Annotated in this window: 14 protein-coding genes; 9 read left to right on the forward strand and 5 right to left on the reverse strand. The window is 58.6% G+C overall.

Annotated elements, in window-relative coordinates; genetic code table 11:
* Nucleotides 1-72: 72 nt before the first annotated feature.
* The 5 genes from ACMGG1_RS02360 to ACMGG1_RS02380 are packed head-to-tail and all read left to right on the forward strand — an operon-like array spanning nucleotide 73 to nucleotide 4,424.
* Entirely contained in the window at nucleotides 73-1,842 is a 1,770-nt protein-coding gene (locus ACMGG1_RS02360; protein WP_414161134.1) for a class I mannose-6-phosphate isomerase, read from the forward strand.
* A 5-nt stretch (nucleotides 1,843-1,847) separates the two neighbouring features.
* Nucleotides 1,848-2,276: a PTS sugar transporter subunit IIA gene (locus ACMGG1_RS02365; protein WP_201895991.1), complete on the forward strand. Its 429-nt coding sequence runs from the start codon at nucleotides 1,848-1,850 to the stop codon at nucleotides 2,274-2,276.
* A 9-nt stretch (nucleotides 2,277-2,285) separates the two neighbouring features.
* A complete protein-coding gene (locus ACMGG1_RS02370) occupies nucleotides 2,286-2,780 on the forward strand; it encodes a PTS system mannose/fructose/N-acetylgalactosamine-transporter subunit IIB (RefSeq protein ID WP_128864544.1) in 495 nt (164 codons plus the stop codon).
* Between the two features lie 22 nt (nucleotides 2,781-2,802).
* A complete protein-coding gene (locus ACMGG1_RS02375; RefSeq protein ID WP_020828702.1) occupies nucleotides 2,803-3,603 on the forward strand; it encodes a PTS mannose/fructose/sorbose/N-acetylgalactosamine transporter subunit IIC in 801 nt (266 codons plus the stop codon).
* Nucleotides 3,603-4,424 carry a PTS system mannose/fructose/sorbose family transporter subunit IID gene (locus ACMGG1_RS02380; protein WP_020828701.1) on the forward strand — a complete coding sequence of 274 codons (822 nt, stop codon included), beginning with the start codon at nucleotides 3,603-3,605 and terminating at the stop codon, nucleotides 4,422-4,424. Before ACMGG1_RS02375 ends, ACMGG1_RS02380 begins: the two co-directional genes overlap by 1 nt.
* 94 nt (nucleotides 4,425-4,518) lie before the next feature.
* Here the strand turns inward: ACMGG1_RS02380 and ACMGG1_RS02385 are convergent, their stop codons facing one another.
* The 4 genes from ACMGG1_RS02385 to ACMGG1_RS02400 all read right to left on the reverse strand — a co-directional run bounded on the left by ACMGG1_RS02385 (nucleotide 4,519) and on the right by ACMGG1_RS02400 (nucleotide 7,813).
* Nucleotides 4,519-5,301: a glucose-6-phosphate isomerase family protein gene (locus tag ACMGG1_RS02385; RefSeq protein WP_046372596.1), complete on the reverse strand. Its 783-nt coding sequence runs from the start codon at nucleotides 5,299-5,301 to the stop codon at nucleotides 4,519-4,521.
* Nucleotides 5,294-5,857 (reverse strand): glucose-6-phosphate isomerase family protein, encoded by a 564-nt coding sequence (locus tag ACMGG1_RS02390; protein ID WP_130016542.1) that lies wholly within the window; start codon nucleotides 5,855-5,857, stop codon nucleotides 5,294-5,296. The genes ACMGG1_RS02385 and ACMGG1_RS02390 overlap by 8 nt, the downstream gene beginning before the upstream one ends.
* A 123-nt stretch (nucleotides 5,858-5,980) precedes the next feature.
* Entirely contained in the window at nucleotides 5,981-7,141 is a 1,161-nt protein-coding gene (locus ACMGG1_RS02395) for a glutathionylspermidine synthase family protein (RefSeq protein WP_020828698.1), read from the reverse strand.
* Nucleotides 7,142-7,144: 3 nt separating this feature from the next.
* Entirely contained in the window at nucleotides 7,145-7,813 is a 669-nt protein-coding gene (locus ACMGG1_RS02400) for a DUF1190 family protein (protein WP_020828697.1), read from the reverse strand.
* 352 nt (nucleotides 7,814-8,165) lie between these two features.
* Here ACMGG1_RS02400 and ACMGG1_RS02405 point away from each other — a divergent pair, with 352 nt between their 5' ends.
* The 4 genes from ACMGG1_RS02405 to dhaM are packed head-to-tail and all read left to right on the forward strand — an operon-like array spanning nucleotide 8,166 to nucleotide 12,482.
* Complete coding sequence (locus ACMGG1_RS02405; protein ID WP_414161135.1) at nucleotides 8,166-9,272, forward strand: glycerol dehydrogenase; 1,107 nt, start codon at nucleotides 8,166-8,168, stop codon at nucleotides 9,270-9,272.
* A 52-nt stretch (nucleotides 9,273-9,324) separates the two neighbouring features.
* Nucleotides 9,325-10,395 carry a dihydroxyacetone kinase subunit DhaK gene (gene dhaK, locus ACMGG1_RS02410; protein WP_041415710.1) on the forward strand — a complete coding sequence of 357 codons (1,071 nt, stop codon included), beginning with the start codon at nucleotides 9,325-9,327 and terminating at the stop codon, nucleotides 10,393-10,395.
* 9 nt (nucleotides 10,396-10,404) lie between these two features.
* Nucleotides 10,405-11,037: a dihydroxyacetone kinase subunit DhaL gene (gene dhaL / locus ACMGG1_RS02415; RefSeq protein WP_020828694.1), complete on the forward strand. Its 633-nt coding sequence runs from the start codon at nucleotides 10,405-10,407 to the stop codon at nucleotides 11,035-11,037.
* 11 nt (nucleotides 11,038-11,048) lie between these two features.
* Nucleotides 11,049-12,482 (forward strand): dihydroxyacetone kinase phosphoryl donor subunit DhaM, encoded by a 1,434-nt coding sequence (gene dhaM, locus ACMGG1_RS02420; protein ID WP_128864547.1) that lies wholly within the window; start codon nucleotides 11,049-11,051, stop codon nucleotides 12,480-12,482.
* An 8-nt stretch (nucleotides 12,483-12,490) separates the two neighbouring features.
* Here the strand turns inward: dhaM and dhaR are convergent, their stop codons facing one another.
* Nucleotides 12,491-14,437, reverse strand: coding sequence for a dihydroxyacetone kinase operon transcriptional regulator DhaR (gene dhaR, locus ACMGG1_RS02425; RefSeq protein WP_046372601.1), 1,947 nt, complete (start codon nucleotides 14,435-14,437; stop codon nucleotides 12,491-12,493).
* Nucleotides 14,438-14,525 lie beyond the last annotated feature (88 nt).

Here is a 14,525-nt window from a genome sequence, read left to right on the forward strand (position 1 = left end):
TTAATCAGCCTGTTTGTTATGGGGTTAATCGATTAATCTTTTTCTATCTATTCAGTGCATAGGCAGAAGGATATGACAGAGCAACAGCGCAACGCAACAAGCTATGACAAACACCCGGAAGTGGCGGTTCAGGGCTTTGATCATGCCGCCTGGCAAGGTTGGCCGGCGGTGGTCGAGGCAGTCAGCCGCAAGGTTGCCGCCCTCGGGTTACGCAAAACCCTGTTGGTGGTGGATTGCTACCCTGGGGTGAATTTGGCAGAACTGAGCGAGAATCTTATCCATCCGCTGAAGCCCGCCAGCAGTATCAACGCCGAATTGGCCAAATATGATGAATCGCATATTCACGCGATGATTGAACGCAACTTAACCGATGACCGCGTTTTTGGCGTGCTGTCATGCCATCAACTGCCTGAATTTTTTGATGATGAGCGCGTGCAGCAGCTACGCGATCAAATTGCGAGCGTCGACAGTGGCCTGGTAGTGATTTATGGACCGGGCGCGGCGTTGATCGCCGAGGGCGATGTGCTGGTGTATGCCGACATGGCTCGCTGGGAAATCCAGCAGCGTTTTCGCCGTGGTGAACTGGGCAACTGGGGCGTCACCAATGTGGACGAAGACGTGTTGCGCCGTTACAAGCGGGCCTTTTTTGTGGAATGGCGGGTGTTCGATCGCCATAAAACCCCGTTGTTGCAGCGTGCTGACCTGGTGTTGGACACCAACCAGGCAGGTAAGCCCAAGGCCGTGAGTGGCGAGGCATTCCACGCTGGATTGCAGCAGGTCACCCAACGTCCATTCCGCGTCGTGCCCTTTTTTGACCCCGGTATTTGGGGCGGTCAATGGATGAAGCAACAGTTCGATCTCGACCCGACGGCAGCCAACTACGCGTGGTGTTTTGACTGCGTGCCCGAGGAAAACAGCCTGCTAATGCGTTTTGGTGACGTTCGGGTCGAGATCCCCTCACAGGATTTGGTGCTGTTATACCCGAGGCCCCTGCTGGGCGAGCGCGTACACGCCCGTTTCGGCGCCGAATTCCCGATCCGTTTTGACCTGCTGGATACCGTCGGCGGGCAAAACCTCAGCTTCCAGGTGCACCCGCTGACGGAATACATCCAACAGCATTTCGGCATGCATTACACCCAGGATGAAAGCTATTACATTCTGGCGGCAGAGCAAGGCGCCGAAGTGTATCTGGGGATGAAAAACGGTACCGATCCGCAGGCGATGATGGCCGATCTGGCGGCCTCCCAAAGGGGCGAAAAGGCGTTCGACGATCGCCGTTTTGTGAACCGCTTCCCGGCGCGTAAACACGATCACTTCCTGATCCCAGCTGGGACGGTGCACTGCTCAGGTGCGGGTACCATGGTGCTGGAGATCAGCGCTACGCCGTACATTTTCACCTTCAAACTGTGGGACTGGGGCCGTGTGGGATTAGATGGCCTGCCGCGTCCGGTGCATTTGCAGCACGGTGAGCAGGTGATCAACTGGCAATGCGACACCGACTGGGCAACGGAGCACCTGGTCAACCGCGTTGAACCGGTTGCTGAAGGGCAAGGCTGGCAGGAAGAGCGAACCGGCCTGCACGAGCGCGAATTTATCGAAACCCGCCGTCACTGGTTCAGTGAACCGGTGTTACACCATACCGAAGGGCGAGTGAACGTGCTGAATCTGGTGGAAGGGGAAGAGGCAGTGATTGAAAGCCCTGAGGGCCATTTTGCTCCCTTTGTGGTGCATTACGCGGAAACCTTCATCGTCCCGGCTGCGGTCGGGGCGTATCGCATCAGCCCACATGGCCGCAGCCTGGGTAAAACCCTGGGCACCATTAAAGCCTGGGTAAGGGGATAAACATTATGTTGAGAGTGATTGTGACTTCTCATGGGCCGCTGGCCGAGGCGTTACTGAGCAGTGCGCGCATGGTTTACGGCGAGTTGCCGGGGACCAGCCATGTCGGTCTGAGTGAAGGCGCCGGCATCGAGGCTTTTAAGCGGGAGTTTGCCGACGAACTGCGTCGGGTGAGCGCAGGGGCTGACGGTGTGTTGATACTGTGCGACATGCTGTGCGGTACGCCGTACAACGTGGCTTGTCGTCACGCCTTTGATCCCAATGCGCCAGTGCCGATGGCGGTGGTGACCGGCGTGAATTTCCCGATGTTGCTGATGAGTGCCGAATTGCTGGAAGGAAAGGATGTTCAACTGGCGGCACAGGAGCTGGTGGCGCAGGGCGGTGAGGCGATTGCGCTTGCCCGTCCTGCGGTGACGGCGCAAATGGACGATTTCTGAGGAGAGAGTATGGCTATTTCATTCGTACGTATCGACGACCGGGTCATTCACGGTCAACTGGTGACCCGCTGGGCGAAAGAGCTGCCCTGCGACGGCATCGTGGCGATTGATGATGAGGTCGCGGCAGATCCGCTGTTGTCATCGGTGATGAAAGGGGCAGTGCAGGATACCAAGGTATGGCTGTTCACCGTACAGCAGGCGATAGAAAAATTGCCGAAGGTGATTGCCAGCGACAAGCAGTACTTCGTGATTGGCAAATCGCCGGTCACGCTGCGACGGCTGATGGAAGCAGGAATCGACCTCAGCAATCGCAACAAGAAAATCAACGTCGGCCCGATGTCTGCCCGCAAAGACACGGTGACTATCGGCCCGAATCAATCCGTGACGGTACCAGAATCGGAAGCCTTTGATTTCCTGACCGAACACGGCCACGCCATCGAATTCCGTTTAGTCCCGGATGCCAGCCATTTCAGCTGGCTGGATGCAAAAAAGAAACTCAAATAAGCCTGAACAGCGGGAGTGAACTATGTGGTTTGAAGCGACGCTTATCGGGATACTTTGCTATCTCGGCGCGCTGAGCAGCCCCTGGCTGCTGGGACTGACCGGAGGCTGGTATATTCTCAGCCGTCCGCTGGTCTCCGGCATGCTGGTGGGGGCTATCCTCGGCGATGTACAGACCGGCATCATCATTGGTGTGGCGGTACAGGCGGTTTATATCGCCATGGTTACACCGGGCGGATCGATGCCGGCCGACCTCAATTTTGTAGCATTCCCGGCGATTGCGCTGGGCATTCTTTCCGGTAAGGGGCCCGAGGTGGCCGTCGCCCTGGCAGCGACTATCGGCATCATGGGCACCGTGCTGTTCAATGCCATGATGGTACTCAATTCCTACTGGAACCACCGCGCGGATCTGGCGGTGGAGCGCGGGGACGAACAGGGCATTTACCTTAACAGCGCCATCTGGCCGCAGGTCACCAACTTCCTGCTGCGCTTTGTACCGACGTTTATCGCCGTCTTTTTCGGGGCGCGCTATATCAACGCCTTTATGGACAGCTTGCCGACGCTGGTGCTGACTACCATGAACGTGGTCGGCGGCATTCTGCCTGCGGTCGGTATCGCCATTCTTCTTAAGCAGATTATTAAAAGCTACAGCATGCTGATTTACTTCCTGGTGGGGTTCATCTGCATTGTTTTCCTCAAGCTGAATATGGTGGCGCTGGTGATTGTCGGCGCGCTGCTGGCATTGATTCACTACAACTATAAGCCAGAGCCGCAGGCGGCTGCCGCACAGGCCGCGCCTCAGGCTGACGATGAGGATGAATTCTGATGGATACGCCAACACCAAAATTGAATAAGCAGGACCTGCGTCGTTGCTGGCGCAGTTGGATGATGTACAACCTGTCGTCGATGAGCTTTGAACGTCTGGAATCTTACGGTTTCTGCCTGAGCATGATGCCGGCGCTGAAAAAACTGTATCCGGAAAAACAACAGCGCATTGAGGCCATTCGCCGCCATACTTCGTTCTATAACACCGAGCCGCAGTTGGGCGCGATTGTTAACGGCATGGTGATAGGGCTGGAGGAAAAACGTGCCAACGGTGAGCCGATCGACGGTGAAACCATCAATACGCTCAAGGTCGGCCTGATGGGGCCGGTGGCCGGTATCGGCGACTCCATGGTGCCGGGCATGTTGCTGCCCATTTTGTTGAGCATCGGTATGGCGCTGGCTGCCGGCGGCAGCGTGATTGGCCCGTTATTCTACATTATGGCGTTCAGCCTGATCGTCATTCCCGGGTCTTACTGGCTGTTTATGAAGGGCTACCATATGGGCTCCGGCTCGGTGGAAATGCTGGTCAGCAGCAAGTCCTCACGCCTGCGAGAAGCGCTTTCCCTGCTGGGAGTGTTCGTTATGGGCGGCGTAGCCGCGAGCTACGTCAAACTGGGCACCGGTCTGGAGTTCATCACCAAAGACGGGGTGAATATTCACCTGCAGCAAATGCTGGACGGCATTTTCCCTAACCTGATGCCGCTGATCGTGGTGCTGATGACCTGGTATCTGATGGCCAAGCGGGGATTGTCACCGGTGAAAGCGATGTTGGGGCTGTTGGCCCTGGCAGCGGCGGGGGTGGCCTGCGGCTTGTTCTCCTGATACCCGTCGCCTTTCAAGCTGCAGCCAGGCGCCTAGGCTGCAGCTTGAAACTCATAGGGTAGAAATTTCCTATTATTGAATTAGACAGTAGTCTTTAGGGCTCAAACCGTTGCCATTTTTCCGCTACGCTGCCCGGTTTGGAAATGAACTGGAAGCGCGCCGGATCGGTTTCAAACTGCGAGTAGAGCGGGGCATCACTCAGACCGAATTCATGGTATTGGCGTGGGCCGATGGCGTGCAGCCGGCCGGATTGATAACGCGGGTTCTGTTGCCAGATTATATTGTCGCCCTGCAATAGCGGGTACCACGCCAGTCCTTTGTATTCACGCACGGCATCGTATTCGAAGCCATATTCACGATCGCACCAGGCCGCGAAGGTCAGCGGCTGGTGAGGATCGGCAGAAATCGTGGCGTGGGCCCAGCCCGGCGGCACCAGCACCTTCTCGCCGGGTCCGGCGTGGACGGCGAAGCAGCGGCCCGGTTCATATTCCACCCGTTCCTGCATGTAAATGATCGCTTTTCCCTGCCAGATTTCATACAGCTCCGGTGGTGACCAACCGCTGTGCGCGCTGATACGGTGTACGTGTCCCTGGCTGCGTATCGGCTCTTGGCCCAATTGCCCTTGGGCATAGGTGACAATACCGAACAACAGCATGCGTTTCTTCAATTCGGCCAAATGTTGCTGTTTCGCGACGTCCATCGCGATGGCATAAACCTGCTCTGGTCCCTGGCAGTCAGGGTCGCGCAGGGAACGGCGGATTTGCTCCAGCGTGCGTATCTCCGGCAAGGGGCCAATCACGTCATTGCCATAGCCAAATCCCATCGGGCTGTCGCTAATACGGACATCAAGCCCAAATCGCAGCATTGAGTCACTCATATTGCGCCTCCGCCTTCCAGCCATCGCCATCGGCAAAGACCCGCAGCTTGAAACCCTGAGGCTGCAACGCATCGTAGTTGTGGCCGGCGACCGTTGGCCACACCGCCAGCGCAGAGAGCACGTCATTGCCGGTATTGATCAAACGGTGGGCAGTAAAGGAGGGGATATGATGAACGCTACCGGGGGAAACCTGTTCCAGCGTACAAGCGCCGTCCTGGTGTTGCAGCAACAGCAAACCTTGGCCCCGTAGGCCAAAATAGAACTCGGCCTGTTCTGGCCGCTGGTGAAAATGCCCACGGGTCATAAAGAATTCGTCGCCCACGCGGCCAGGTTGCAGATGAGTGGTGCCGACAAACAGCTCGCCTTCCTGCTGCACGGAAGGCAGCATTTCAACCTGATAGACGGCAAGCTCCGCCGATAAGCTTTGCCAGGCCACGGCATCGGCAAAGATCCCCGCCAGGCTGCCCAGCGTCGTGGATTTGCGTTGAACATCAGGTGCGGTAAAGCATCCGTCCGCCAGGTTGACCTGCGGTGGGATCATGGACGTCAGTTTCATATCTGGTTGCTCCGCCCGAGGAGAACAGACGCTTCGAGTATAGAAGGTTAATCGATTAATCACCAGGCGAAATGCATAAAAAAAGCGCGATAAGATCGCGCTTTTTACCCAAGAACTGAGCCGTTAGCCGAGAATGATATGCGGATAGAAACGCGACAGATCCTGGGTGATCAGTTCACGATCTTCGCGCAGGCCGATCCCGCAGGGTTGATCGTCCACCAGCCAACTGCCGATCAGCGTATAGCTGCCTTCGAACTGGGGCAGCGGGTGGAACTGCTGCACGATCATGCCTTCTTCGCCGTAAGGGCCATCGACGCTCGCGACTTGCTGGCCGTTCTGCACGATCTGGATATTGGCGCCTTCGCGTGAGAACAGCGGCTTGGTGACGTAGTGGTCAAGCTGCGGGTGCTCGTCTTCTGCAAAGTAGGCCGCCAACAGATTTGGATGATCCGGGAACATTTCCCACAGCATCGGCAGCAGTGCCTTGTTGGAAATGATGCTTTTCCATGCCGGCTCCAGCCAGCGTACGCCGGCGTCTTCCAGCTTGGTGGAAAACATCTCGCGCAGCATGAACTCCCACGGATAAAGCTTGAACAGGTTACCGATGACCTGGTTCTGCAGGTCGGTAAACTGGCCTTTTTCACCCAGGCCAATCTCTTCCATAAACAGGAATTCGGTCGGCACGCCGGCTTCCAGCGCGCAATCTTGCAGATACTGCACTGTCCCGCGATCTTCTTCGCTGTCCTGGCAACAGGCCATATGCAGCAGGCCAAAACCGTGGTGCGCTTTCAGATCGGCGAAGCGCTCGATCAGCTTTTCCTGCAGGCTGTTGTACTGATCGGATTCCGGGCTAAGGTTGCCTGCATTGATCTGATCTTCCAGCCACAGCCATTGGAAAAAGGCTGCTTCATACAGCGAAGTTGGCGTATCGGCGTTGTTCTCCAGCAGCTTCGGCGGGTTAACGCCGTCGTAGGCCAGATCGAGACGCGAATACAGCGAAGGCTGGTTGGTGCGCCATGAGCTGCGCACGAATTCCCAGGTGTGTTTCGGGATGCGGAACTTGGTCATCAGCGCATCGCTGCTGACCACTTTCTCTACCACCTGCAGGCACATCTGGTGCAATTCAGCGGTGGCGTTTTCAATTTCTTCAATCTGCGCCAGCGTGAATTGGTAATAGGCATCCTCACACCAGTAGGGTTCGCCGTACATGGTGTGGAAGCGGAAGCCAAATTCGGTGGCTTTTTCGCGCCAGTCCGGACGCTCGGTAATCGCAACGCGTTTCATGCATTAACCGCCCATGCTGCGTGAGCCGGAATTGGACGTTGCGCTGCTGCGCTGCATGCTGGTTTGCTTGGCCACGGATTCGCCGAAGCCACCGCGGGTGACGGTATTGGTCACTGCCGGTTTTGGCGCCATCGCGGTTTTCGGCACCGTCATGGTGCGGCCGCCGGCTGTGGCTGGGCCGTAGCTCTTGCCACTGGCGTCAACAAACTTGCCGTTTGCCGGGCTGGCTGCATTTTTGGAGGTGAACAGCGGTTGCTGAGCAAAACCGGAGCCGCCCATCATGCGGCCCATCATGTAACCGGCCATCAGCGGCATCCAGAAGCTGCCGCTGCTCTGTGACTCTGCGGCCATGCCGGCCTGGGCCGGAGCAGGTGCCTGAGTACACTGAGCTTCGCCGAACTCGGCGACGCAGTCTTCGCGCGTTGCGTATTTCGGCGCCGTTTTCTCGGCTTCTTTCAGGGCGTTGTTATAGGCGGTGGTGCACTGCTCGCTCATGGAAGGGTTGTTGCGCGAACAGTCGTCGGCATTCTGATACATGGAGACAGTTTCATCGCTCTTCTCGCAGCCGGCCAGCATAAAGACTGCGCTGATCGCCAAAGCCACGGGGGCAACACGGTAGTTGCGCCAGGATTTGCGGAACGTCTCTTGGTTGATGTTTTTTGTCCGTTTCATCGTTAGTAATCCCATCAGTCGGGCTGTTTTCGCCCTTTCCCAGTAGTGGCCGTAAGAATAGGGGAAAGATGGTCAAAATTAAAGCTGAAACGCCCACAGAATCCACTCTTTACGCAGTTATACGTTGGGCTGTGCGCCAGCTCGCTTTACTGACTAAAAAAGCGGCGTCAGGGTTTCATTATGGAACGTACAGGGAAAAGTAATGTTCCATAATGAAACAAAAAATCCCGAGATCGCAAAGCAAGCGGCAAGCCCTATAGTCAGTCCATAACAACGCGGCGGCACAAGACCGACGCAGCATCACCTGATATCTGAACGTTACCATCGCCAATTTCCCTACAAGGATCCGGTTATGTTGAGAATCATCCAGTCTCCAGGCAAGTACATTCAGGGCGTCAACGCATTGGCCGCCGTGGGCGAATACGCCAAAAACCTTGCTGACCATTATTTCGTGATTGCCGACGACTTCGTGATGAAGCTGGCGGGCGATACCCTGATGGGCAGCCTGCAGCAGCACGGGGTGAAGCACCATGCCTGCGTGTTCAACGGCGAATGCTGCCATAAGGAAATCGACCGGCTCGGCCGGGAGCTCAAGGCTCACGGTTGTCGCGGAGTGATTGGCATCGGCGGTGGCAAAACGCTGGATACCGCCAAAGCGATTGCGTATTACCAGCATCTGCCGGTGGTGCTGATCCCGACCATCGCCTCTACCGATGCGCCGACCAGCGCGTTATCAGTGATTTATACCGAACAGGGCGAATTTGCCGAATACCTGATTTACCCACGCAATCCCGACATGGTGGTGATGGACAGTGCAATTATCGCCAAGGCCCCGGTGCGGCTGCTGGTGGCAGGCATGGGCGATGCGCTGTCGACTTATTTTGAGGCGCAGGCGTGTTTCGATGCGCAAGCCACCAGTATGGCGGGCGGCAAATCGACGCTGGCAGCCCTCAGTCTGGCGCGCTTGTGTTATGAGACGCTGTTGGCGGAGGGCGTCAAAGCCAAGCTGGCGGTCGAGGCCGGAGTGGTGACGGAGGCGGTCGAACGCATTATCGAGGCCAATACCTACCTGAGCGGCATCGGCTTTGAAAGCAGCGGATTGGCGGGAGCGCATGCCATCCACAACGGCTTTACCGTGCTTGAAGAGTGCCATCATCTGTACCACGGCGAGAAAGTGGCTTTTGGCACGCTGTCGCAGCTGGTGCTGCAAAACAGCAGCATGGAGCAGATCGAAACGGTGCTGGATTTCTGTCAGCAGCTCGGTTTGCCGATCACGCTGGCGCAAATGGGGGTTAGCGGCGATGCGGCAGAGAAAATCATGGCGGTTGCCGAAGCCAGCTGCGTTGCCGGCGAAACTATCCACAACATGCCGTTCAAGGTCACGCCGGCCAGCGTTCAGGCGGCCATTCTGACGGCAGATCGGCTGGGCAATGCCTGGCTGCAACGACACTCAAGCTGATGCCGCAGGGGCGCAGCAGGCTGCGTCCCGTGGGCCAAACGAGGAAATAACCGTGAAGAAACTGATTAATAAGGTGGAATCGGTACTGGAAGAGCAACTGCTGGGGCTGGCAGAGGCGCACCCGGAGCTGTTGGTGCATCAGGAGCCGGTGTTCGTCACTCGCGCCGACGCGCCGGTCGCGGGCAAAGTGGCGATCCTGTCCGGCGGCGGCAGCGGCCATGAGCCGATGCACTGCGGCTTTGTCGGCGAAGGCATGCTCGACGGTGCCTGCCCGGGCGAAATTTTCACCTCGCCAACGCCGGACAAAATGTACGAGTGCGGCCAGGCGATCGACGGTGGTGCCGGGGTGTTGTTGCTAATAAAAAACTATACCGGCGACGTGCTGAACTTTGAAACCGCCACCGAGCTGCTGCATGACAGCGGCGTCCAGGTGGCGACGGTGCTGGTGGACGATGACGTGGCGGTCAAAGACAGCCTGTTCACCGCCGGACGTCGCGGGGTGGCCAATACCGTGCTGATGGAAAAATTGCTCGGTGCGGCAGCGGCGCGCGGCGACGATCTGGATAGCCTGGTGACGCTGGGCCACAGCATCAACAATCACGGGCATTCGATCGGCATCGCATTGGGAGCCTGTACCGTACCGGCCGCCGGCAAGCCCTCGTTCGTGCTGGCGGAAAACGAGATGGAGTTTGGCGTCGGCATTCACGGCGAGCCGGGCATTGCACGGCGTCCGTTTACCACCCTCAATGCGGCGGTGGACGACATGTTCCATACCCTGATAGACCATGGCCATTACCAGCGCACCCTCCGCGTTTGGGATCGTCAGCAGGGGGAATGGCGTGATGAAGCGCAAACCAAGCAGCCGCTGACGCGCGGCGATCGCGTGATTGCATTGGTGAATAACCTGGGTGCGACGCCTCTGTCCGAGCTGTATGGCGTCTATCACCGTCTGGCGGAACGTTGCGCAGAAGCAGGCTTGATCGTCGAACGCAGCCTGATCGGTTCTTACTGCACGTCGCTGGACATGCAAGGGGTTTCAATCACGCTGCTGAAGGTGGATGACGAGTTGTTGTCGCTGTGGGATGCGCCGGTGAAAACGCCTGCGCTGCGTTGGGGTTGCTGAGGAGGAATTATGGCGTTAACCAAACAACAAGTGGTCGATTGGCTGATGCGTTGCGGCGAAGTGTTTACTCAGCAGCGCGATTTCTTGACCCGGCTGGATACCGAGATCGGCGACGCCGACCACGGGCTTAATATGAACCGCGGCTTCAACAAGGTGGTGGAGAAACTGCCTTCGGTGGCGGACAAAGACATTGGTTTTATCCTGAAAAACACCGGCATGACGCTGCTGTCCAGCGTGGGCGGCGCCAGCGGTCCGCTGTTTGGCACCTTCTTCATCCGTGCGGCGCAGGCGGCGAATGCCAAACAGAGTCTGGATCTGGCAGAGCTGCATCAACTGATGCAGGAAGGCGTTGACGGCGTAGTGATGCGCGGCAAGGCGGAACCGGGTGATAAAACCATGTGCGATGCCTGGTGGGCGGTGGTGGACAGCCTTGGTCAGTCGGTTGAGCAGCAGCTTGGCGTCGCGGAAGCCCTGCAGCGCGCCAGTGAGCGGGCAGAACAGGCGGTCGAAAGCACCATCACCATGCAGGCGCGCAAAGGGCGAGCCAGCTATCTGGGTGAGCGCAGCATCGGTCATCAGGACCCGGGCGCGACTTCGGTGATGCTGATGATGAAAACGCTGGCAGAGGTCGCCGGCCAATAGCAGGAGGCGAGATGATCAATATCGTTGTTGTTTCACACAGTGCGCAGTTGGCTCGCGGCGTTGAGGAACTGGCATTGCAGATGATGCGTGGCGACGGCTGCAAGCTGGCGCTGGCAGCGGGTGTCGATGATGCGGAGCATCCGATAGGCACCGATGCGATCAAGGTGATGGAGGCGATAGAGTCGGTGGCTGAGGGCGCGGGCATTGTGGTGCTGATGGACCTGGGCAGCGCGCTGTTGAGCGCCGAAACCGCCATCGATCTGCTGGATCCTGCGCTGGCCGCCAAAGTCAGGCTGTGTTCGGCGCCGTTGGTTGAAGGGACGCTGGCCGCCGTGGTTGCCGCAAATGCCGGCGCGGGGCTGGAGCAGGTGCTGGCCGAGGCGCAGGGCGCGCTGCAGGCCAAGCAGGCGCAACTGGGCGAGGGTACTGCGCCCGTGGTCAAAAAGGTTGAATTACCGCTGACGCAGGGGAAAAGCGTCAGTTGGACGGTGCAGAACCCACATGGGCTGCACGCCCGCCCGGCGGCCCGGCTGGCGGAAGCGCTGGCGCCGTTCGATGCCGAACTGGTGCTGGAAAAGCAGGGGCAGTGTGCCAATCCTCGCAGCCTTAACCAGCTGGCATTGTTGCAGGTGCGTCATGGCGACACCATCCGGCTGATTGCCGACGGTGCGCAGGCCGACCAGGCGCTGGCGGCCTTTAGCGCATTGGCGGAGCAGCACTTTGGTGAAACGGTCTCTGAGCAAAGTTTACCTTCGCTGCACGGTATCCCGGTGGCGGAAAGCGTCACCAGCGGCCCGGTTTGGCAGGCGTACAGCTTCTGCCCGGCGATCACCGAACGCCAGATTGGCGCCGATGACGTACTCAACGAACAGCAGCGGCTGCGTGAAGCGCTGCAACATACGCTAAGCGATTTGAACCGCCTGGCGGAGCGCACCGGCTCGTTGATTGGCAAGCCGCAGGCGGCGATTTTCGGCGCGCACAGCATGTTGCTGGACGATCCGGACCTGCAACAGGCGGCCTATACTCGCATTGCCCGTCAGCAATGCAGCGCCGAGCAGGCCTGGCAGCAGGAGATGGAAGCGATAGCCGAGGAGTATCGCGCGCTGGACGACGAATATATGCGGGCGCGTGAGCTGGATGTGCGCGACATGCTGCGCCGCACCTTGAGCCATCTGCAGCAGCAGCCGTTGTCGTTAATCACGCTGACCACACCGTCGATTCTGGTGATGGACGAACTGATGCCGTCTGACGTGGTGATGTTAGATCGCCGGCTGGTGCTGGGCATCTGCCTGAGCGGTGGCAATGCGCTGTCGCACAGCGCGATCCTCGCTAAGGCGATGGGGATCCCGATGGTGATTGGCATGCACGACTGCATGAGCAAAACCCGCAACGGCCAAAAAGCGATGCTGGATGCGGCACGCGGGGTATTGCAGCTCAGCCACTGACGGCCGCCTCAGGCGCGCAGCTTAAACTGGCGGATATCAATCTGATACTGTTTGATTTTCCGCCACAGCGTAGTGCGGCCAATCCCCAGCAGCTGCGCCATTTCATTCAACTGCCCGCGGCTGACGTTGGCCGCGCGAATGATCGCCTGGCGCTCCATTTCCGCCAATGTTAACAGCGGCATACCCGGCTGCGGATCGCTTTCCAGTAAGGGCTGTTGACCGAGCAAGTGCTCGGGCAGATCGGCCAGTTGCAGGTGGTGGCCGTGGCACATCATCGCCGTGCGTTCCACCACGCCTTTCAGCTCCAGATCGTTGCCGGGCCACAGATAGAGCCCAAGTTGGGTCATCACCTCGTCGTCTACCCGGAAGCGGCACTGGAAATGCTGTTCCAGCGTACGCAGATGATGCTTCACCAACAGTGGAATATCGCTCAGGCGCTGGCGTAACGCCGGGATCTGGATCTCGAACGCCTGCAGGCTGTAAAAAAGCTGACGGCGAAAGCGATTTTGCTGCACCAGCAATGGCAGATCGGCGGCGCTGCTGGCGATCACCCGCACGTCGACGGGGATCACTCGGTTAGAGTTGAGCCGCATTACCACGCCGGTTTTCAGCACCTGTAACAGTGCCGACTGCATTTCCATCGGCAAATACTCAATCTGCTCCAGGTACAGCGTCCCGCCGTTGGCCAGTTCAAACTTGCTGAGCTGGCCCGCTTCCTCTTCGTTGGCGTCGCTGCCCAGCAGCTCGCGCAGCCCCTGGGCCTCCGGCAATAGCTGACAGTTGAGGGCGATATAGGGCCCGGCGGCGCGATCGCTGGCATTGTGGATCGCCTGACTGAGCTGTTCCTTGCCGACGCCTTCTTCGCCACACAGCAAAATGGGATGCTGCCCCTTCGCCGCCTGTTGGCCATAGCGGATCAAGCGACGCATCTCCAGCGAGGCGGACGGCATCTGTTCAAAGCTGTGGCTGACGCGCCCCAATTGGCTGCTGACATACTGGCGCAGCCTTTCCAGCGGGTGCAGCAGGGCGATAAAGCTGCAGCGTTCGCCGTCGAAGATCGGCTTCAGGGTCAATAGCGTTGCGATAAACTGCCGCTGGCTCTCAAAGGTGACTTCAACGTGCTGCAGCGCCTGACGCTGGGCGATAGCTCGGTTGAGCAACGCGGGCAGCGTCAGCAGCTGTGTCAGCGGTTTGCCCTGGCTTTGCTGCTCATCCAGTTTCAACAGGGTGGCGGCACGCTGGTTGATGTACTGCAGGTAGCCGCGGTGGTCCCAGGCCATAACGCCGTCATCCACGCCGTCGAGCAGGCCGTAAAGCTGGTTCAGGTGGCGGTTGGACTCGGCGAGGAGGCCGTCGGCATTCAGCGAATTGCCGATTTCGCGTGCCAGTGCCAGCGTCAGGGACAGATCGCCGGCGGCGCAGTCGGCCAGCAGACAGCCCAGCGCAATTGACCCGCGTTGACGGCCGCTGTTGTCATAGACCGGGGTGGCGCAGAATGACCAGTCGTGCAGCGCCTGACGCACGTGCTCGCTGCCGCGTACCTGTATCGGATGCCCCTCCGACGCCGCCAGCGACGGTGCATTGGTGCCGATATCACCTTCCGCCCAGTAGGCGCCGGGGGTAAACCCCAACAGCTGCAGACGTTCGCGAGTCAGGACATCGCCGCACAGCCACAGCATGCAGCCGCTTTCGTCGAGGATAGCCAACAGGCAGCGGCGCTGTTCCATGTATTCGCAGGCGTCCTCCAACGCTGCCTGGCCGAGCGTCAGCAGATCGTTCTTACGCTGGCAGATTGACGCAAAAGTCGCGCCCAGCGCGCAGTGGGGGGCTTTCCACACCGCAGGCTGCATCAGGCTGCGACAACGTAGCCAGGAAGCATAAATTGCCGGAGCAGGGCGCTGGGCCGGCGGCAGTTCGCCTTCGATCAGGCGTTGCCAGCGTGAAGTGTTCTCCATCGGATCCCATCCAAACGAGATAAAGCGATAGCCGTGATGATATCACCCCCTCTTCTTTTCGACGGTTTGCCGTTGCCATATTGACGAT

This window comes from Serratia sp. BNK-12, from assembly GCF_047456085.1.
GTDB classification, from domain to species: Bacteria; Pseudomonadota; Gammaproteobacteria; order Enterobacterales; family Enterobacteriaceae; genus Serratia; species Serratia liquefaciens.